This window comes from Cellulomonas jepli, assembly GCF_047229345.1.
Classification (GTDB): domain Bacteria; phylum Actinomycetota; class Actinomycetes; order Actinomycetales; family Cellulomonadaceae; genus Cellulomonas_A.
Map to the genome: position 1 here is coordinate 29,366 of NZ_JBFTER010000003.1, position 19,359 is coordinate 48,724.

The following is a 19,359-nucleotide window of genomic DNA, read 5'->3' on the forward strand; positions in this document are numbered from 1 at the left end:
CGCGTCTGGGAGGATGTCGCACCATGAGCGACCTGCGTCCCGAGCCGACCCCGCCCGCACCCGGCAGCCCCTCGCCGAGCACCGCGAACCCGACCAGCGCAGCGACCACCGCCCGCCCCGTACCCGACAAGGTCTCGCTCGACGGCCTCGAGCAGCGCTGGGACACCGCGTGGGGCGAGCAGGGCACGTACTCCTTCGACCGGACCGCGGAGCGCGCGCAGGTCTACTCGATCGACACCCCGCCGCCCACGGTCTCGGGCTCGCTGCACGTGGGCCACGTGTTCTCCTACACGCACACCGACGTCGTGGCGCGCTTCCAGCGGATGCGCGGCAGGTCGGTCTTCTACCCGATGGGCTGGGACGACAACGGCCTGCCGACCGAGCGCCGCGTGCAGAACTACTACGGCGTGCGGTGCGACACGTCGCTGCCCTACGTCGAGGGCTACGAGCCGCCGTTCGCGGGCGGCGACGGCAAGAGCGTCAAGGCGGCCGACCAGCAGCCCATCAGCCGGCGCAACTTCGTCGAGCTGTGCGAGCGCCTGACCGCCGAGGACGAGCGCCAGTTCGAGGCGCTGTGGCGCCACCTCGGCCTGTCCGTCGACTGGTCGCACCACTACCAGACCATCGGCCGGGAGGCGCAGAAGGTCGCGCAGACCGCGTTCCTGCGCAACGTCGCCCGCGGCGAGGCGTACGCCGCCGAGGCCCCCGGGCTGTGGGACGTCACGTTCCAGACGGCCGTCGCGCAGGCCGAGCTCGAGGCCCGCGACTACCCGGGGCACTTCCACAAGGTGGCGTTCCACGCCTCCGTGGACGGGGCCGAGACGCCCGTGTTCATCGAGACGACGCGCCCCGAGCTCCTGTCCGCGTGCGTCGCGCTCATCGCGCACCCCGACGACGAGCGCTACCAGCACCTGTTCGGCACGACGGTCCGCTCGCCGCTGTTCGACGTCGAGGTCCCCGTGCTCGCCCACCCGGCGGCCGAGCCCGACAAGGGTGCGGGCATCGCGATGTGCTGCACGTTCGGCGACCTGACCGACGTGCAGTGGTGGCGCGAGCTCCAGCTCCCGACGCGCTCGGTCCTCGTGCGCGACGGCCGGCTGACCCGCGAGGTCCCGGAGTGGATCACCTCGGAGCGCGGCACGGCGCTGTTCGCCGAGATCGCGGGCAAGACGACCTTCTCGGCGCGCACGGCGGTCGTCGACGCGCTGCGCGAGTCGGGCGACCTCGACGGCGAGCCGGTCGCGACGCAGCGCAAGGCGAACTTCTTCGAGAAGGGCGACAAGCCGCTCGAGATCGTCACGTCGCGGCAGTGGTACATCCGCAACGGCGGGCGCGACGTCCCGCTGCGCGAGGAGCTGCTCGCGCGCGGCGCGGAGCTCGGGTTCCACCCCGACTTCATGCGCGTGCGCTACGAGAACTGGGTCGGCGGCCTCAACGGCGACTGGCTCGTCTCGCGCCAGCGCTTCTTCGGCGTCCCGATCCCGGTCTGGTACCCGCTCGACGCGCAGGGCGAGCCCGACTACGACCACCCGCTCGTGCCCGACGAGGCGACGCTGCCGATCGACCCGTCGTCCGACGTCCCGCCGGGGTACTCCCCCGACCAGCGCGGCGTCCCGGGCGGCTTCGTCGGCGACCCCGACATCATGGACACGTGGGCGACGAGCTCGCTGACGCCGCAGATCGCGGGCGGCTGGCTCTCCGACCCCGACCTGTTCGCGCGCGTCTTCCCGATGGACCTGCGCCCCCAGGGCCAGGACATCATCCGGACGTGGCTGTTCTCGACCGTGGTCCGCGCGCACCTCGAGCACGGCAGCCTCCCCTGGGCCAACGCGGCGATCTCGGGCTGGATCCTCGACCCGGACCGCAAGAAGATGAGCAAGTCCAAGGGCAACGTCGTCACGCCCATGGGGCTGCTCGAGGAGCACGGCTCCGACGCGGTGCGCTACTGGGCGGCGTCCGCGCGGCTGGGCACCGACGCGGCGTTCGAGGTCGGCCAGATGAAGATCGGCCGCCGGCTCGCGATCAAGGTGCTCAACGCGAGCAAGTTCGCGCTGACCTTCGGCTCGCCCGAGGACCGCGCACGCCTGCTCGACGCCACGCTCGTCACGGAGACGCTCGACCGCGCGATGCTCGCCGGGCTCGCGGACGTCGTCGACCGGGCGACCGCGGCGCTCGAGGCGTACGACCACACGCGCGCCCTCGAGCTGAGCGAGACGTTCTTCTGGACGTTCTGCGACGACTACCTCGAGCTCGTCAAGGACCGCGCGTACGCGGGCGGCGCGGCCGACGCGGACGTCCCCGCGGAGTCGGCCTCCGCGCGCGCGGCGCTGGGCATCGCGCTCGACACGCTCCTGCGGCTGTTCGCGCCGGTGCTGCCGTTCGCGACCGAGGAGGTCTGGTCCTGGTGGCGCGAGGGCTCGGTGCACCTCGCCCCGTGGCCCGTCGCCGAGCCGCTGCGCGCGGCCGCGGGTGATGCGGACCCCGCGGTGGTCGGCGCCGCCGGTGCGGCGCTCGCGGCGCTGCGCAAGGTCAAGTCCGAGGCGAAGGTGTCGATGCGCACCGAGATCACGCGGGTGACGCTCGCGGTCCCGGCCGCGCACACCGCCGGCGTGGAGGCCGCGCTCTCGGACGTCCGGTCGGCCGGCCGGGTGACGGGCCCGCTCGACCTCGTGACCGAGGACGGCGAGACGGTCGTCGCGCGCGACGCCGAGCTCCTGCCGCCCGAGCCGAAGGTGCAGGGCTGACCGCTCCGGCGTGCGCAGCACCGCACCCGAGCGCAACGTGGCGCAGGATGGGACCACGGTCCCATCCTGCGCCGTTTTGCATATCTACTATGTGTTGCGCATACTCATGCACGAACGCCCATCGTGAGAGGACAGCCGTCATGACCCGCACCACCCGCCTCGTCCCCCTGGGGCTCGCCGTGACGCTGCTGCTCTCCGCGTGCAGCGGCGGCGACGGCACACCCGCCGCCACGTCCGACAGCGGGGTCCCGCTCGTCGCCGAGGGCAAGCTGACCGTCTGCACGAACCCGCCGTACGAGCCGTTCGAGTACACGGACGACTCCGGCGAGATCGTCGGGCTCGACATCGACATCGTGAACGAGATCGCGGCCGACCTCGGGGTCGAGCCCGAGATCAAGGTCGCACAGTTCGAGGGCATCCAGTCGGGCGCCGACCTCGAGACCGGCAACTGCGACCTCGTCGCCTCGGCGATCACCATCACCGAGGAGCGTGCCGCACGCATCGACTTCTCGGAGCCCTACTTCGACGCCGACCAGGGCCTGCTGCTCCCCGCCGCCGCCGGGGTCGAGCCGATGGACGAGGAGGAGGCGCTCGCGTCCCTCGAGGGCTCGACGATCGGCGTGCAGCAGGAGACGACCGGTGCCGCCTGGGCGACCGAGAACGGGCTCACCACCATCGAGTTCGAGGACCTCGGGCTCCAGGTCCAGGCCCTCGAGAACGGCCAGGTGAACGCGATCATCAACGACGTCGCGGTGCTCGGCCCGTTCGTCGAGGACGGCTACACGTTCGGCGCGACGTTCACGACCGGCGAGCAGTACGGCTTCGGGGTCAAGAAGGGCAACACCGCGCTGCTCGACGCGGTCAACGGCACGCTCGAGCGGATCCAGGGTGACGGCACCTACGACGCGATCTACACCGAGCGCATCGGCGACATCCCGACGGCCGACTGACGTGACGGCGATCTCCCGTCCGGACGCCGCCGTCCCGCCGCGGCTCCCGGCGGCACGGCGACGCACGAGCCCGCGCCGACGCCAGCGGATCATCCGCGGCGTGCAGTACGGGGTGCTGCTCGTCGCGCTCGTCGTCATCGTCGTCGCGACCGACTGGGCGCGGGTCAGCACGCAGCTCTTCAACCCGGCGGTCGCGGCCGACATGGCCTCGTCCCTCCCGGGCGCCCTGAAGAACACCGTCGTCTACACGATCGCCGCGTTCGCGATCGGGCTGAGCCTCGGCACGGTGCTCGCGCTCATGCGGCTGTCGTCCGTCGGCCCGTACCGCTGGATCGCGACGCTCTACATCGAGTTCTTCCGCGGCATCCCCGCGCTGCTCGTCGTCATCGCGTTCGGGTACGCCGTCCCGATCGCGCTCGGCGTGCGGATCGAGTCGGTCGTCGCCAAGGCCGGGCTCGCGCTCGGCATGGTGTCGGCCGCCTACATCGCCGAGACGCTGCGCGCCGGCATCCAGGCGGTGCCGAAGGGCCAGGTCGAGGCGGCCCGGTCGCTCGGGATGTCCCCGGCCCGCACGCTCGTGCAGGTCGTCATCCCGCAGGCCTTCCGCATCGTGCTGCCCCCGATGACGAACGAGCTGATCCTGCTCACCAAGGACACCTCGCTCATCTCGGTCGTCGGCCTGCTGCCGACGCAGTTCGACCTCACGAAGGTCGGCCGCGACATGCTCAACAGCGCGACCGGCGGCCTCACGGCGCTGTTCGTCGTCGGCGCCTGCTACCTCGTCATCACCATCCCGCTCGGCCTCGTCGCACGCTGGCTCGAGCGCCGCACCGGAGGGGGCTCCCGCCCATGACCGTGTCCCCCGAGGCCGGCAGCAGCGCCGCCGCGACCCGCACCGACCGCCAGGACGTCGTCGTCCGCATCGACGCCCTGCACAAGGCGTTCGGCGACAAGCAGGTGCTGCGCGGCATCGACCTCGAGGTCCGCTCGGGCGAGGTCGTCTGCGTGATCGGCCCCTCCGGCTCGGGCAAGTCGACGCTCCTGCGCTGCGTCAACCTCCTCGAGGAGCCCACGGGCGGCACCATCGAGGTGCTGGGCACGGAGGTCACCGACCCGGACGTCGACCTCGACCACGTCCGCACGCACGTCGGCATGGTGTTCCAGCAGTTCAACCTGTTCACGCACCGCACCGTCCTCGACAACTGCACGATGGCGCAGCGGACGGTCCTGCGCCGCTCCCGCGCCGAGGCGGAGCGGGTCGCGCGGGAGAACCTCGCGCGCGTGGGGCTCACCGGCACCGACGCGCTGATGCCCGCGCAGCTGTCCGGCGGGATGCAGCAGCGCGTGGCGATCGCGCGGGCGCTGTCGATGGACCCGCAGCTCATGCTGTTCGACGAGCCCACGTCGGCCCTCGACCCCGAGCTCGTGGGCGACGTCCTGGGCGTCATGCGCGACCTCGCCGAGGGCGGCATGACGATGATCGTCGTGACGCACGAGATGGCGTTCGCGCGCGAGGTCGGCGACCGCGTCGTGTTCATGGACGGCGGCGTCGTCGTCGAGGACGGACCAGCCGACGAGGTCATCGGGGCGCCGCGCGAGGAGCGCACGCGCGAGTTCCTCCAGCGCGTGCTGGACCCGACCCACCGGCACGACGACCAGGCGCCGGCTGGTCCCGGTACGGCGCGCTGACGGCGGTCTAGGGTCGGGTTGTCCGACCCGCCGACCAGGAGCACCGATGCCCGAGACCCGATCCCCCGCCCTCGTCGAGCCCGACGCGGCGTGGAGCATCCCGCGACTGCTCGCCGAGCGCGTCGCCCGCGACCCGCACGGCACGCTCGTGGAGCGCTCGACCGGCCTCGGCGGCACCTGGCGGCCGGTGAGCGCCGCCGCGTTCGCCGACGAGGTCGCGGGAGTGGCACGCGGTCTCGTCGCCCGCGGCATCCAGCCGGGCGACAGCGTCGCGATCATGTCGCGCACACGCTACGAGTGGACGGTCGCCGACTTCGCGGTCTGGGCGGCGGGCGGCGTGAGCGTGCCCGTGTACGAGACGTCGTCCGCCGACCAGGTGCGGTGGATCCTCTCCGACGCACGCGTCCGGCTCGTGCTCGTCGAGACCGCCGCGCACGCCGCGGTCGTCGAGCAGGTCCGCGGCGAGCTGCCCGAGCTCGGCGACGTCCTCGTGATCGACGAGGGCGCGCTCGACCGGCTCGCCGAGACCGGGACCGACGTCCCCGCCGCCGAGGTCGAGCGCCGGAGCACGGCGACCGTCGCCGACGACCTGGCCACGATCATCTACACGTCCGGGACGACCGGGCGCCCCAAGGGCGTCGAGCTCACGCACGGCAACTTCGCCGCGATCACGCTCAACGGCGTCGCGGGCCTGACCGACGTCGTCGCCTCGCCGGGCTCGCGCACGCTGCTGTTCATGCCGCTCGCGCACGTCTTCGCGCGCTTCATCCAGGTCCTGTGCATCCCGTCCGGCGCCGTCCTGGGCCACACGCCGGACACCCGCAACCTGCTCGCCGACCTCGGGACGTTCCAGCCGACGTTCATCCTCGCGGTCCCGCGCGTCTTCGAGAAGGTCTACAACTCCTCCGAGCAGAAGGCCGGCACGGGCGCGAAGCTGCGCATCTTCCGCTGGTCCGCCAAGGTCGCCATCGCCTACTCACGCGCTCTCGAGCAGCCCGGTGGGCCGGGCGCGGCGCTCAAGGCGCAGAAGGCCGTCGCGGAGACGCTCGTCCACCGCAAGCTGCGCGCCGCGCTCGGCGGCCGCGCGCGCTACGCCGTCTCGGGCGGCGCACCCCTCGGGGAGCGGCTCGGGCACTTCTACCGCGGCATCGGCCTGATCGTGCTCGAGGGCTACGGCCTCACGGAGACGACCTCGGCCACAGCCGTGAACCGTCCCGAGCTCACCAAGATCGGGACGGTCGGCCCGGCGTACCCGGGCGCGTCGCTCCGCGTCGACGACGACGGCGAGATCCTCGTCCGCGGCCCGCACGTCTTCCGCGGCTACCACGGCAACGCCGAGGCGACCGCGGAGGCCCTGCAGGACGGCTGGTTCCGCACCGGCGACCTCGGGACCCTCGACGAGGACGGCTGCCTGCGGATCACCGGCCGCAAGAAGGAGATCATCGTGACCGCGGGCGGCAAGAACGTCGCGCCCGCGGTGCTCGAGGACCGGTTGCGTGGCCACCCCCTCGTGAGCCAGGTCGTCGTCGTCGGGGACGCCCGCCCGTTCATCGGGGCGCTCGTCACGCTCGACGCCGAGCTGCTGCCCGGCTGGCTCACGTCGCACGGCCTGCCCGTCATGGACGTCGCCGCGGCCGCGGCCCACCCCGAGGTGCTCGCCGCGCTCGACCGCGCCGCCGAGCGCGCCAACGAGGCCGTCTCGCGTGCCGAGTCGATCCGCAAGCTGCGCGTGCTGCCGCTCGACTTCACCGAGGCGAACGGGTACCTGACACCGTCGCTCAAGGTGAAGCGTGCCGTCGTGCTGCAGGACTTCGCCGGGGAGATCGACGCGCTCTACGTCGACACGCGCGAGGCCGGCGGGCACTGAGCCGTCGGCACCGTCGCACGCACGACGCGCGCACCGACCGCCGGGCCGGTGCGCGCGTCGCAGTCGTGCGGGTCGCGGGTCAGACCACGTCGTGCACGCGCGTCCGGTCGCCCGACTGCGTGAGCAGCGACTCGCTCGGCGTCGACGGGTCGTGCCAGCGGAGCACGGCGCCGACCCCGTCGATCAGGTCGACGCTGCCGTCCACGGCGAACGTCAGCCCGGCGTCCTGCCCGAGCGCCGCCCGGACCACCGCGATGTCGGCGCGCAGCTCGCGTGCCCCCTCGTCGACCCCCATGGCCTCGAGCCCGGCCCGGTCGACCGCGATCTGCAGCGGGTCCGGCCCCACCCACGCCGTGCGCTCCGCGAGAGGCGACGCGGGCGTGCTGACCGACTCGAGCAGCACGAGCTCGGCGACCTGCCCGCGCTGCAGCACCGCGATCACGTCACCGAGCTGCGTCACCGCCGCGCCGGCACGGCCCTGCTCCTGACGGAACCGGTCGAGCACCTCCTCGCGGCGCCGCGCCCGGAACGCCTCGAGCGTCGCCTGGACGCGCTCGTCGAACGCGTCCTGCTTGACGCCCTCGGCACGCGAGCCTCCCGGCACGTCGACGACGAGCTCCTTGGTGCGGTGCCCGAGCGCCTCGTGCAGCAGCGGCACCTCGCGCACGTCGCCCGTCAGGATCACGAGCTCCGGGCTGCGGTCGACGACCTGCCGGTCGATCTCCGCGGCGACGGTCTCGGCGTTGCGCTCCCAGGAGTCCTCCGCGCGCATCTGCATGCGCCGGTGCGCCCAGCCGTCACCGCTGCGGACCTTGCGGATCACGTCGTGGTCACCCTCGACGACCTCGTGCTGCCGCCCGTCGAGCCGGCCCGCCTCGTCGCTCCAGTAGAGGTCGGCACCCTGCCGGTCGACCTGCACGAGCAGGTAGCTGACGGCCTCGTCGGCCGCACGCGCTGCCGGCAGCAGCGAGGGGACGGGTCCGTGGACCGCGGAGTTGCTCGCCGGTGGGTCGGCGAGCACCCGGTCGATCGCGACGCCCTGGGAGTCGGCGATCAGCACGCGCCCGTGCGGGCCGGGGACCCGGGTCTGCGTGGTGACGCGCTCCTCGATCTCGTCGAGGAGGGTCGCCGGAGCGCCCTGGCGGTCGAGCTCGCGGCGCAGTCCCTTCCACCGGTCGAGCACCTCGGTCTCCCCCGCGGCGTCGGCGCGGGTCGCGTCGAGGTAGACGGTCGTGAACGGACCCGTGCGTCCGAGCAACGGCTTGAGCCAGTCGAGCTTCATGGGCAGCCCTCCGGGGATGCAGTGGAGTGGACCCGGCCCTCCTGCCCGGCCGGGTGCTGACCCCTCCACCATGGTTCACCCCGCAGGGCCGCGCCACCCGGTCGACCGTCCTGATCGGGCGCTCGTGGCGACCTGTCGGTGCACGACGCCACCGGTGTCCGGACATGTCCGGACACCGGGGCACGGACCGGTCGACGAGCCGCGGCGCGGTGGCCGCGGCTGGGCGTCAGGCGCCGCTGCGCGCGTCCGACGCGATCGCCTCGTGGTGGCGGATCACCTCGTCGACGATGAACGCGAGGAACTTCTCCGCGAAGACCGGGTCGAGCTCGGCCTCGTGCGCGAGCGTCCGCAGCCGGGCGACCTGGCGCGCCTCGCGTCCCGGGTCGGAGGGCGGGAGACCGCGCGACGCCTTGAGGACGCCGACCTGCTGGGTGGCCTTGAACCGCTCGGCGAGCAGGTAGACGAGGGCGGCGTCGATGTTGTCGATGCTCCCGCGCAGCCGTACGAGCTCGGCGGGCAGCTCCGCGCCGTCGACGGGGGGCGCGTCCGTGGGTGCCGGATCGACGGGCAGGTCCGGGTCGGTCCGGCGCGTGGCGTCCACCGGCGCGGCGAAGGTCTCGTTCTCGGTCGGCACGGTGCGGCTGTCCTCGGTCACGCGGCCGATCCTAGGTGTGGTCGTCCTGCGCCTGCGGGGACCGTCCGCTCAGGCGGACTTCTCGCGCGGCGTGCGCTTCGGGGTGCTCGCGTCCCGCGGGACCAGCGTCGGGTTGACGTTCTCCAGGACGACCTCGCGGGTGATGACGACCCGGGCCACGTCGTCGCGGCTCGGCACCTCGAACATCACCTGCTGGAGGACCTCCTCCATGATCGCCCGCAGCCCGCGCGCGCCCGTGCCGCGCAGGAGGGCGAGGTCGGCGATCGCCGCGATGGCGTCGTCGGAGAACTCGAGGTCCACGCCGTCGATCTCGAACATCCGCTGGTACTGCTTGATGAGCGCGTTGCGCGGCTCGGTGAGGATCCGCATGAGCGCCGACTGGTCGAGCGGCGAGACCGTCGTGATGACGGGGACGCGGCCGATGAACTCGGGGATGAGCCCGAACTTCAGCAGGTCCTCCGGCATGACCTCGCCGTAGACGTCCGTGTCGTCGGCCGAGTGCAGCGGCGCACCGAAGCCGATGCCCCGGCGACCGGAGCGCGAGGTGATGATCTCGTCGAGCCCGGCGAACGCGCCGGCGACGATGAACAGCACGTTCGTCGTGTCGATCTGGATGAACTCCTGGTGCGGGTGCTTGCGCCCGCCCTGCGGGGGCACCGACGCGGTCGTGCCCTCGAGGATCTTCAGCAGCGCCTGCTGCACGCCCTCGCCGGAGACGTCGCGCGTGATCGACGGGTTCTCGCTCTTGCGGGCGATCTTGTCGACCTCGTCGATGTAGATGATGCCCGTCTCGGCCTTCTTGACGTCGTAGTCCGCGGCCTGGATGAGCTTGAGGAGGATGTTCTCGACGTCCTCGCCGACGTAGCCCGCCTCGGTCAGCGCCGTCGCGTCGGCGATCGCGAAGGGGACGTTGAGCATGCGCGCGAGAGTCTGCGCGAGGTACGTCTTGCCGCAGCCCGTGGGGCCGATCAGCAGGATGTTCGACTTCGCGATCTCGATCGGCTGCTCGCCGCCGGACCCGGGACCCAGGCGGCCGAGCTCGCCGGCCTGGATGCGCTTGTAGTGGTTGTACACCGCGACGGCGAGCGACCGCTTCGCGGGCTCCTGCCCGATGATGTACTGCTCGAGGAAGGCGAAGATCTCCTTCGGCTTGGGCAGCTCGACCATGCCGACCTCGGTCGCCTCGGCGAGCTCCTCCTCGATGATCTCGTTGCACAGGTCGATGCACTCGTCGCAGATGTACACCCCAGGGCCCGCGATGAGCTTCTTGACCTGCTTCTGGGACTTCCCGCAGAACGAGCACTTGAGGAGATCGGCTCCGTCCCCGATGCGAGCCACGTGCGTCCCCTTCCTCGGTGTCGCTCTCCGCCCGGTCGGGCGGCGCGTCGGTCCTGCGCAGAGCTCTCCGGTCGCCGGCCTCGGCGTTCCCCCGTGCTCCCCACCATTGCACACCACGTGGGCCGACATGTCAGCCCGCCGGGCCGGTGGAGGCCCGACTGTCCGCCGGGCCCGCAGGTCGCGGGCCCGGCGGCACGCGTCAGACGGGCTGGACGACCGGCGTCACGACACCCTTGCGCGACGCGAGCACCTGGTCGACGAGGCCGTACTCGTGCGCCTCGGCGGCGGTCAGGATCTTGTCGCGCTCGATGTCGTTGCGCACCTGCTCGACGTCCCGGCCGGTGTGCTTCGCGAGCGTCGCCTCGAGCCACTCGCGCATGCGGATGAGCTCGTTGGCGTGGATCTCGATGTCGGACGCCTGGGCGTAGCCGCCGCCCTCCATCGCGGGCTGGTGGATCAGCACGCGGGCGTTCGGCAGCGCGAGGCGCTTGCCCGGGCTGCCGGCGCCGAGCAGCACCGCCGCCGCCGACGCGGCCTGCCCGAGGCAGACCGTGACGAGCTGCGGCTTGATGTACTGCATCGTGTCGTAGATCGCCGTCATCGCGGTGAACGAGCCACCGGGCGAGTTGATGTACAGCGTGATGTCACGGTCCGGGTCCGTGCTCTCGAGCACGAGCAGCTGGGCCATGATGTCGTCGGCCGACGCGTCGTCGACCTGCACCCCGAGGAAGATGATGCGGTCCTCGAAGAGCTTGGTGTAGGGGTCCTGGCGCTTGAAGCCGTAGGCCGTGCGCTCCTCGAACTGCGGCAGCACGTACCGGCTGCTCGGGGACGCGGGCCCCTGCCCGGACCAGCCGGACGCGCCCGGCCCGGCCAGGCGCCCGGCGCGGGCGATGAACTGGGACTCGATGCTCACTGGGTTCTCCTCAGGTCTCGGTGGTCGGTCGGGACGCGGTCAGGACGCCGTGGTCCCGCCACCGCCGGAGACCGATCCGGCGTGGGTGACGACGTGGTCGACGAAGCCGTACTCGAGCGCCTCGTCCGCGGTGAACCAGCGGTCGCGGTCCGAGTCGGCGTTGATCTGCTCGGGCGTCTTGCCGGTCTGCTCCGCGATGAGGTCCGCGAGGACCTTCTTCATGTGCATGATCAGCTGGGCGTTGATCCGCACGTCCGTCGCCGTGCCGCCGATGCCGCCCGAGGGCTGGTGCATCATCACGCGGGTGTGCGGGGTCGCGTAGCGCTTGCCCTTGGTGCCCGAGGAGAGCAGGAACTGCCCCATCGACGCCGCCATGCCGATCGCGACGGTCGCCACGTCCGGCTGGATGTACTTCATGGTGTCGTAGATCGCCATGCCGGCCGTGATCGAGCCGCCGGGCGAGTTGATGTACAGGAAGATGTCCTTGTCCGGGTCCTCTGCGGCCAGGAGCATCATCTGGGCGCAGATGGCGTTCGCGTTCTCGTCGCGCACCTCGGAGCCCAGCCAGATGATGCGCTCCCGCAGGAGCCGGTTGTAGATGTGGTCGTTGAGGCCGAAACCGGGGGAATCGGCCCGGGCGATCGCCGGCATCTGGTCGTTCACGAAGGCTCCCTCGTCAGACTGCGTCCGCTCCCGGAACCGGGGGCGGACCTGCATGTGCAAGGACCCTAACGCGCACGTGCGACGGCGAACGTCCCGCGGACACGCGTTTTCGCTGACGGCGCACCCGGCCCGTCACCCCTCACCCGGACACGCGCAGGGCCCCGCACCGGGTGGGTGCGGGGCCCTGCGTCGAGCGACCGACCGGGGTCAGGCCTTGGCGTCCTCGGCGGGCGCCTCGTCGTCGAAGACGATGTCCGAGTCGTCGGCGCCGACGCTCGCCTGCACGGCGGCGTCCTCGAGCGCGTCCTCCTCGTCGGACCCGATGAACTCCGACAGGTCGACGGGCGCACCGCTCGCGTCGGTCACCGAGACCCGGCGCAGCGCGATCGCGAGCGCCTTGGACCGGGCGACCTCGCCGACCATCGCGGGGATCTGGCCCTGCTGGTCGACGGTCTGGATGAACGTGTTCGGGTCCATGCCGTACTGGCGCGACGCGCTCACGAGGTAGTCGAGCAGCTCGTTCTGGCTGACCTTGACCTCGAGCTGCTCGGCGAGCGTGTCGAGCAGGATCTGGTTGCGCAGGGCCGTCTCGGCCTGCTCGCCGACCTCGGCGCGGTGCTCGGCGTCCTCGAGGCGACCCTCGTTCTCGAGGTGACGGTGCACCTCGGCCTCGACGACGCCGGCCGGGACCGGGATCTCCGTGGCGGCGAGGAGCTGCTCGAGGAGCAGGTCCCGCGCCTGGACGGCCTGGCCCGACGCCTTGTTCTTCGCGGCCTGCTCGCGCAGGTCGGCCTCGAGCTCGGCGAGCGTGTCGAACTCGCTCGCGAGCTGGGCGAAGTCGTCGTCCGCGGCGGGGAGCTCGCGCGTCTTGACCGTCGTGGCCGTGACCGTGACCTGGGCCTTCTCGCCCGCGTGGTCGCCGCCCGCGAGGGTCGTCTCGAACGTCGTGGTCTCGCCGCCCGAGAGGCCCTCGAGCGCCTCGTCGAGGCCCTCGAGCATGTTGCCCGAGCCGATCTGGTAGCTGATGCCGCTCACGGAGTCGACCTGCTCGCCGTCGATCGTCGCCTCGAGGTCGAGCACCACGAAGTCGCCCTCGGCCGCCGGGCGGTCAACGCCCACCAGGGTGCCGAAGCGCTCGCGCAGGGCGTCGAGCCGGGTCGCGACGTCCTCGTCGGTGACGGTGACGTCGTCGACCGAGACCGTCAGGGAGTCGAGCGCGGGCACGGTGATCTCGGGGCGGACCTCGACCTCGGCGGTGAAGTGCAGCTCGCCCTCCTCGCCCGCGGGGGCGGCGGTCAGCGCGGGGACCTTGGTGACCTCGACCTCGGGCTGGCCGAGCGGGCGCAGCTTGTTCTCGCGGACGGCCTCGGCGTAGAAGCCCGACAGGCCCTCGTTGACGGCGTGCTCGATCACGGCCACGCGACCGACGCGCTGGTCGATGATCCGCGGGGGCACCTTGCCCTTGCGGAAGCCGGGGACCGTGACCTGCTCAGCGATGTGCTGGTAGGCGTGGTCGATGCTCGGCTTGAGCTCGTCGTACGGCACCTCGACGGTCAGCTTGACCTTGGTGGCGTCCAGGGTCTCGACGGCGCTCTTCACTTCGATGATCTCCAACTGGTCGGGGCGGGCGCCGGCGACTCCGGCGATCTCCGGGGCCGACGCGCGGCCCCGCGCCAGGCAGCCCGGCAGGTGACCGCACGCTGGCGACCCTCGATCCTACGTCACCCGGTCCGACGTCCCAAGCCGCCAGGTCACGCCCGGGGCCGCCCCGCCGGTCGGACCGCGTCGTGGGCGGGGCCGGTCGCAGAGTCGGGATGGCGGGATTCGAACCCACGACCTTCCGCTCCCAAAGCGGACGCGCTACCAACCTGCGCCACATCCCGTGCGGGGCCGAGTCTAGTGGCGCCACAGGCGGAGAGGGCCTCGTCGGCCGGGTGCGGGTCGACGGGCGGGACGGGCGCGTCGCACGGCGCTGCGCGGAGCCGCTAACCTGGGGCCGCTGGTCCGGCGAGAGCCGACCGCGCGGGTGTAGCTCAATGGTAGAGCCCCAGTCTTCCAAACTGGCTACGCGAGTTCGATTCTCGTCACCCGCTCCACCCGTGCCCACCCGCCTACCGGCGCAGCTCGACGGCCGCGTGCTCGACGACGCGCCCGGTCAGCTCCCCCAGCCAGTGCGAGCCCACCTTCCAGTGCTGCCAGTAGAGCGGCACGTCGAGGTGGTGCCCCGCGGCGAGCTCGACGAGGTCTCCCCGCGCGATCCCGGCCCGCGCGGCCTGCTCGGGCACCATGCCCCAGCCCAGCCCGCGCACGACGAGCTCGACGAACGCGTGGTTCGACGGCACGAGGTGCCGCGGCGGGTCGACGCGGCGACCCGTGACCTGCTCGGCGAAGCGGTCCTGCAGCGCGTCCTTGCCGGTGAAGGCGAGCAGGGGCGCGAGCGCGAGCGCCTCGGGTCCGGGCCCGTCCGGCAGCCACCGCCCGACGAAGCCCGGGGCGGCGACGGCGAGGTAGCGCATGTCGCCGAGGTGGTGCACGCGGCAGCCCTGCACCGGCGCGCTGTCGGTCGTCACCGCAGCCATCACGGAGCCCTCGCGCAGCAGCGCCGCCGAGTGGTCCTGGTCCTCCCGGCGGACGTCGAGCAGGACGTGCGCGGGGAGCCCGGCGAGCACCGGCGGGAACCAGGTCGACAGGGAGTCGGCGTTGACCGCGATCGCGAGCCGGACGTGCGCCTCGGCGTCGTCGCCCCCGAGCACGCCCGCGGCCTCCGCCTCGAGCACGCTCCACTCGCGCGCGAGACGGAGCAGGGCGCGACCCGGGACGGTCGGCTCGCACGGCCGGACCCGGCGCACGACGACGTGGCCGGCGGCCCGCTCGAGTGCCTTGATGCGCTGGCTCACCGCGGACGGCGTGACGTTCAGCGCCCGCGCCGCGCCCTCGAAGCTCCCCTCGTCGACGACGGCCGCGAGCGCCTTGAGCTGGGCCGGGTCGAGTTCCATGAAGTCATGCTAACGATCCATGCAGATCATTCGCTGGCCTGCACGTGCCCCGGTGCCTACCGTCGAGGCATGCCCTCCTCGCTCCCCCGGACCCGCCCGTGAACGGCGGCGCTCCCGCCGACGCGCTCGTCGGCCTCGTGACGGGCCTCGGCCTCATCGTGGCGATCGGCGCGCAGAACGCGTTCGTGCTCCGGCAGGGCCTGCGCCGCGAGCACGTGCTGGGCGTGGTGCTCGTCTGCGCGCTCGCCGACGCGGCGCTCGTGACCGCCGGCGTCGCCGGCCTCGGGCCGGTGCTCACCGCGCACGAGACCGTCATGACGGCCGTGCGGTACGGGGGCGCGGCGTTCCTCGGCTGGTTCGCGGTGAACGCGGCGCGCCGTGCGCTGCGGCCCGCGACGCTGCAGCCCGCCGCCGACGACGCCCCGGGCGGGCGTGCCCGCGTGCTGCTCACGTGCGCCGCCCTGACCTTCCTGAACCCGCACGTGTACCTCGACACCGTCGTGCTCCTCGGCTCGGTCGCGCACCAGCAGGACCGGCCGTGGGCCTTCGCCGCCGGGGCGGTCGCCGCGAGCATCGGCTGGTTCGTCACCCTCGGGTTCGGCGCGGGCCGGCTCGCCCCGCTCTTCGCCCGCCCGCGCGCCTGGCAGGTCCTCGACGGGCTCGTCGCGGTCGTGATGGCGGCGCTCGCGGTCTCGCTCGTGGTCGGCACCTGACCGGCTTGTCCGATCCGGGCCCCTGTGCTGCAGTTCGGGGCATGACGCTTCTCGAGGCGGGCGACCGCATCCTGCTGACCGGCGACTCGATCACCGACGGGGGGCGCGACCGCAGCGACCCGGCGAGCCTCGGGCACGGGTACGCGCTGCTCGTCGCCGCGCTCGCCGGCGCGCGCCGGCCCGACCTGGGCCTGACCTTCCTCAACCGCGGGATCGGCGGGGACACCGCGCGGCAGCTCCGCGACCGCTGGGAGGCCGACGCCCTCGCGCTCGAGCCGACCGTGATCTCGGTGCTCGTCGGGATCAACGACACGTGGCGCCGCTACGACTCGGGCCGCGCGACCTCCGTCGACGCGTACGAGGAGGACTACCGCGCGATGCTCGACTCGGCGCGCGAGCGCCTGGGGGCGCGCCTCGTCCTCGTCGAGCCGTTCGTCGTGCCCGTCGAGGAGGCACAGCACGGCTGGCGCGAGGACCTCGACCCGCGGATCGGGGTCGTCCGGCGGCTCGCCGCCGAGCTCCGCGCGACGCTCGTGCCGGCCGACGGGCTCTTCGCCGCGGCGGCCGTCCGCACCACGCCGGCCGCCTGGGCGTACGACGGCGTGCACCCCACGCCCGCCGGTCACGGCCTGCTCGCCGAGGCGTGGCTCGACGCCGTCGGGCTGGGCTGAGCGTCCTGCGCGTGCGCCCGGGCGCACGCACAGGACCACGCCCGCCACCCGTGCGGGTGCACCCGTCCGTGAATGCACCGATCGTGTTCGTAACCCGTCCCGGACGGACATCCCGGACGTGCCGCCGGGGCGCCCGCGCCGCACTCGGGAACTCGTCGAAAACAACGCCTTCTCACGCATTCCCACGCCCGTGACCTGCGGGATCGCCCTGATCCGCACCGGCTGTTATCACCGGCACCGAGGACCCGCCGCCCGGACGACGCTGTTTCACCCGCCTGCCAGGCGCTGTGACTCTTGTCGCGGGCAGCCGCGACCGCATACGGTCCTCCTGTCCACGAAAAGGCAAAGCTGCCGCGAGGCAGTGACGCAAAGCCATGGGACCCACGAGGTTCGCCAGGCTGCCGAACGACGGAGAATCCAGTGCTCAATGCAGTCCGCTCGACCTTCAGCGCGCCCACCGACAGCCTGTCGGAGCGCGCCCCGCAGCGCGCCCTCCGCCGCCGGGGCCGGGCCGTCGCCCTCGTCGCCGGCCTCAGCGTCGTCGCAGCGATCGCGTCAACGGCTCCCGCTGCCGGCGCCGGCGTCGCACCCGCCGCGCTCACCATCCCGACGCTGAGCAACGCGAGCGCCAGCACGACGGGCGTGCCGGCAGGCACGGTCCTGACCGTCATCACCGGCGACCTCGTGGTGAGCACGCCGGGCGCGGTCATCGACGCGGTCGACGTGCGGGGGTTCCTCAAGGTCACGGCACCGAACGTCACGATCAAGCGCTCGGTCGTCCGCGGCCGGCCGATCACCAGCAGCTTCGCCCTCGTCACGAACGGCGCGGGTCTCTACCCCTTCACGATCGAGGACAGCGAGCTCGTCGCGGCCGACGCGTCGCCGCACATCGCGGGCATCATCGGGCACAACTTCACGGTCCGCCGCACGGAGATCGCGAACGTCATCGACTCGGTGCACATCACGGGCTCGAACGTCCTCGTCGAGGACTCGTACATGCACAGCAACCTGTACTACGCCTCCGACCCGAACCACAAGGGCGGCGAGAGCCACGCCGACAGCATCCAGATCCAGGGCGGGTCGAACATCCGGATCCTGCGGAACAACATCCGCGGTGCGCAGGCCACGGCGATCCAGACGACGCAGGACCGTTCGCAGATCACGGGCCTGACGATCAAGGACAACCGGATCGGTGGCGGCAAGTGCACCATCAACATGGCTTACGGCAGCCGCCCGGCGAGCACCGGCGTGGTCATCCAGAACAACGTGTTCCGGCTCGACACGGGGTACACGCGCTGCGCGATCCTCGCTCCGACCGTCCACACGATCGCGAACGTCGACAACTACTTCACGGACGGCGCGGCGGTCAAGGTCCAGCGCAGCTTCTGACGTCCGCACGGCAGACGCACGCGAGCGGTGCGCGGGTTTCCCGCGCACCGCTCGCGTGCGTCGTCGGCGTCCCACGGCCCGTCGCCGTGCTGCGTCGCGGTCGTCCGCGCGGACGACGTCCCGCACCTCGGGCATGCTTTGCACCGCGGGGACGTTGTCGATAACGTCAGCGCGTCCATGACCGACCGGGAGGAGAGGTGACCGTGCTGCTCCGCGCGTGCGTCACCACCCTGGTCCTGTGCGACGCCGCGTGCGCCCGGCCCCACCGGGTCGCCGCCTGCTGTCGCTGTCACTAGAGCGCTGGCCGCTCCCGCTGCCCTCGCAGCGGGAGGCCCGCACGGGCACATCCCCCCGCGCCAGCGCTCGCCCCACGCGCCGCACCGGTGGTCCCCGGCGCTCGGCGGTCCCCGGCAGCGAGCCCCGCGCGCTGCTGCCCGGCCCGACGACGAGCCCACCGCGCGGCGCGCGACGCCGGAGCCCTCCCGGTCCCCCGCACCACCTCCCCCACCCCGCCACGCACCCCGTGGCCCCGCACAGACGAGGACGACATGGCCCGCATCTACGACGACGCGACGCAGCTCATCGGCAACACCCCGCTGGTCCGCATCAACAAGCTGACCGAGGGCGCCGGCGCCACGGTGGTCGGCAAGCTCGAGTTCTACAACCCCGCGAGCTCGGTCAAGGACCGCATCGGCGTCGCGATCATCGACGCCGCCGAGGCGTCCGGCGAGCTCCCCGCGGGCGGCACGATCGTCGAGGCCACCAGCGGCAACACCGGCATCGCGCTCGCGTTCGTCGGCGCGGCGCGCGGGTACAAGGTCGTCCTGACGATGCCCGAGACCATGTCGAAGGAGCGCCGGGCCCTGCTGCGCGCGTACGGCGCCGAGCTCATCCTCACCCCCGGCTCGGAGGGCATGAAGGGCGCGGTCAACCGCGCGAACGAGGTCGCCGCGGAGCGCCCGGGCGCCGTGCTCGCCCGCCAGTTCGCGAACGCCGCCAACCCGGCGATCCACCGCGCGACGACCGCCGAGGAGATCTGGGCGGACACCGACGGCAAGGTCGACATCTTCGTCGCCGGGATCGGCACGGGCGGCACGATCACGGGCGTCGGGCAGCTGCTCAAGGAGCGCAACCCGGACGTGAAGATCATCGCCGTCGAGCCGGAGGAGTCGCCGATCCTGAACGGCGGTCAGCCGGGGCCGCACAAGATCCAGGGCATCGGCGCCAACTTCGTCCCCGAGATCCTCGACACCTCGGTCTACGACGAGGTGATCGACGTCAACGCCGAGACGGCCGTCGAGTGGGCGCGACGCGCGGCGAAGGAGGAGGGGCTCCTCGTCGGGATCTCCTCCGGCGCGGCGCTCTACGCCGCCGTCCAGGTCGCCAAGCGCCCCGAGAACGCGGGCAAGCTGATCGTCACGATCATCCCGTCCTTCGGCGAGCGCTACCTGACGTCGATCCTCTACGCCGACCTGCTGGACTGACC

General features: G+C 72.5%; 16 protein-coding genes, 2 tRNA genes and 1 riboswitch. Of the genes, 10 read left to right on the plus strand and 8 right to left on the minus strand.

Annotated features, from left to right (window positions below; all coding sequences use genetic code 11):
* Positions 1-23: 23 nt before the first annotated feature.
* The 5 genes from valS (at position 24) to AB6N24_RS01315 (ending at position 7,250) form a co-directional block, all read left to right on the plus strand.
* The gene (valS, locus tag AB6N24_RS01295) at positions 24-2,744 is read left to right on the plus strand and encodes a valine--tRNA ligase (RefSeq protein ID WP_412867632.1); all 2,721 of its coding nucleotides are present in this window, start codon (positions 24-26) and stop codon (positions 2,742-2,744) included.
* 140 nt (positions 2,745-2,884) lie between these two features.
* A complete protein-coding gene (locus tag AB6N24_RS01300) occupies positions 2,885-3,694 on the plus strand; it encodes a transporter substrate-binding domain-containing protein (RefSeq protein ID WP_412867633.1) in 810 nt (269 codons plus the stop codon).
* Between the two features lie 91 nt (positions 3,695-3,785).
* The gene (locus tag AB6N24_RS01305; protein WP_412867675.1) at positions 3,786-4,547 is read left to right on the plus strand and encodes an amino acid ABC transporter permease; all 762 of its coding nucleotides are present in this window, start codon (positions 3,786-3,788) and stop codon (positions 4,545-4,547) included.
* Complete coding sequence (locus AB6N24_RS01310) at positions 4,544-5,383, plus strand: amino acid ABC transporter ATP-binding protein (RefSeq protein ID WP_412867634.1); 840 nt, start codon at positions 4,544-4,546, stop codon at positions 5,381-5,383. The genes AB6N24_RS01305 and AB6N24_RS01310 overlap by 4 nt, the downstream gene beginning before the upstream one ends.
* Before the next feature lie 46 nt (positions 5,384-5,429).
* On the plus strand, positions 5,430-7,250 hold the full coding sequence (locus AB6N24_RS01315; RefSeq protein ID WP_412867635.1) for an AMP-dependent synthetase/ligase: 1,821 nt from the start codon (positions 5,430-5,432) through the stop codon (positions 7,248-7,250).
* Between the two features lie 79 nt (positions 7,251-7,329).
* Here the strand turns inward: AB6N24_RS01315 and AB6N24_RS01320 are convergent, their stop codons facing one another.
* The 7 genes from AB6N24_RS01320 to AB6N24_RS01350 all read right to left on the minus strand — a co-directional run bounded on the left by AB6N24_RS01320 (position 7,330) and on the right by AB6N24_RS01350 (position 13,987).
* Complete coding sequence (locus AB6N24_RS01320) at positions 7,330-8,532, minus strand: baeRF2 domain-containing protein (protein WP_412867636.1); 1,203 nt, start codon at positions 8,530-8,532, stop codon at positions 7,330-7,332.
* A gap of 226 nt (positions 8,533-8,758) precedes the next feature.
* Positions 8,759-9,103 carry a chorismate mutase gene (locus AB6N24_RS01325; RefSeq protein WP_412867676.1) on the minus strand — a complete coding sequence of 115 codons (345 nt, stop codon included), beginning with the start codon at positions 9,101-9,103 and terminating at the stop codon, positions 8,759-8,761.
* A gap of 132 nt (positions 9,104-9,235) precedes the next feature.
* Positions 9,236-10,525 (minus strand): ATP-dependent Clp protease ATP-binding subunit ClpX, encoded by a 1,290-nt coding sequence (gene clpX, locus AB6N24_RS01330; protein ID WP_258726620.1) that lies wholly within the window; start codon positions 10,523-10,525, stop codon positions 9,236-9,238.
* 199 nt (positions 10,526-10,724) lie between these two features.
* On the minus strand, positions 10,725-11,441 hold the full coding sequence (locus AB6N24_RS01335; RefSeq protein ID WP_034624799.1) for an ATP-dependent Clp protease proteolytic subunit: 717 nt from the start codon (positions 11,439-11,441) through the stop codon (positions 10,725-10,727).
* Between the two features lie 39 nt (positions 11,442-11,480).
* Positions 11,481-12,104, minus strand: coding sequence for an ATP-dependent Clp protease proteolytic subunit (locus AB6N24_RS01340; RefSeq protein ID WP_309485068.1), 624 nt, complete (start codon positions 12,102-12,104; stop codon positions 11,481-11,483).
* A gap of 207 nt (positions 12,105-12,311) precedes the next feature.
* On the minus strand, positions 12,312-13,703 hold the full coding sequence (gene tig / locus AB6N24_RS01345) for a trigger factor (protein WP_412867637.1): 1,392 nt from the start codon (positions 13,701-13,703) through the stop codon (positions 12,312-12,314).
* 210 nt (positions 13,704-13,913) lie between these two features.
* Positions 13,914-13,987 (minus strand) — tRNA-Pro (locus tag AB6N24_RS01350).
* Between the two features lie 139 nt (positions 13,988-14,126).
* Between AB6N24_RS01350 and AB6N24_RS01355 the strand changes: the two genes are divergently transcribed.
* Positions 14,127-14,200 (plus strand) — tRNA-Gly (locus AB6N24_RS01355).
* A gap of 15 nt (positions 14,201-14,215) precedes the next feature.
* Here the strand turns inward: AB6N24_RS01355 and AB6N24_RS01360 are convergent.
* Entirely contained in the window at positions 14,216-15,100 is an 885-nt protein-coding gene (locus AB6N24_RS01360) for a LysR family transcriptional regulator ArgP (RefSeq protein ID WP_412867638.1), read from the minus strand.
* A 98-nt stretch (positions 15,101-15,198) separates the two neighbouring features.
* On the opposite strand from AB6N24_RS01360, the gene AB6N24_RS01365 reads away from it, so the two are divergent.
* The 4 genes from AB6N24_RS01365 to cysK all read left to right on the plus strand — a co-directional run bounded on the left by AB6N24_RS01365 (position 15,199) and on the right by cysK (position 19,357).
* On the plus strand, positions 15,199-15,813 hold the full coding sequence (locus tag AB6N24_RS01365; RefSeq protein WP_412867639.1) for a LysE/ArgO family amino acid transporter: 615 nt from the start codon (positions 15,199-15,201) through the stop codon (positions 15,811-15,813).
* A gap of 41 nt (positions 15,814-15,854) precedes the next feature.
* A complete protein-coding gene (locus AB6N24_RS01370) occupies positions 15,855-16,484 on the plus strand; it encodes an SGNH/GDSL hydrolase family protein (protein ID WP_412867640.1) in 630 nt (209 codons plus the stop codon).
* A 331-nt stretch (positions 16,485-16,815) separates the two neighbouring features.
* A riboswitch (cyclic di-GMP riboswitch) is annotated at positions 16,816-16,890 on the plus strand.
* A 14-nt stretch (positions 16,891-16,904) separates the two neighbouring features.
* Positions 16,905-17,873, plus strand: coding sequence for a right-handed parallel beta-helix repeat-containing protein (locus AB6N24_RS01375; RefSeq protein WP_412867641.1), 969 nt, complete (start codon positions 16,905-16,907; stop codon positions 17,871-17,873).
* Between the two features lie 548 nt (positions 17,874-18,421).
* Complete coding sequence (gene cysK, locus AB6N24_RS01380; protein ID WP_412867642.1) at positions 18,422-19,357, plus strand: cysteine synthase A; 936 nt, start codon at positions 18,422-18,424, stop codon at positions 19,355-19,357.
* Positions 19,358-19,359 lie beyond the last annotated feature (2 nt).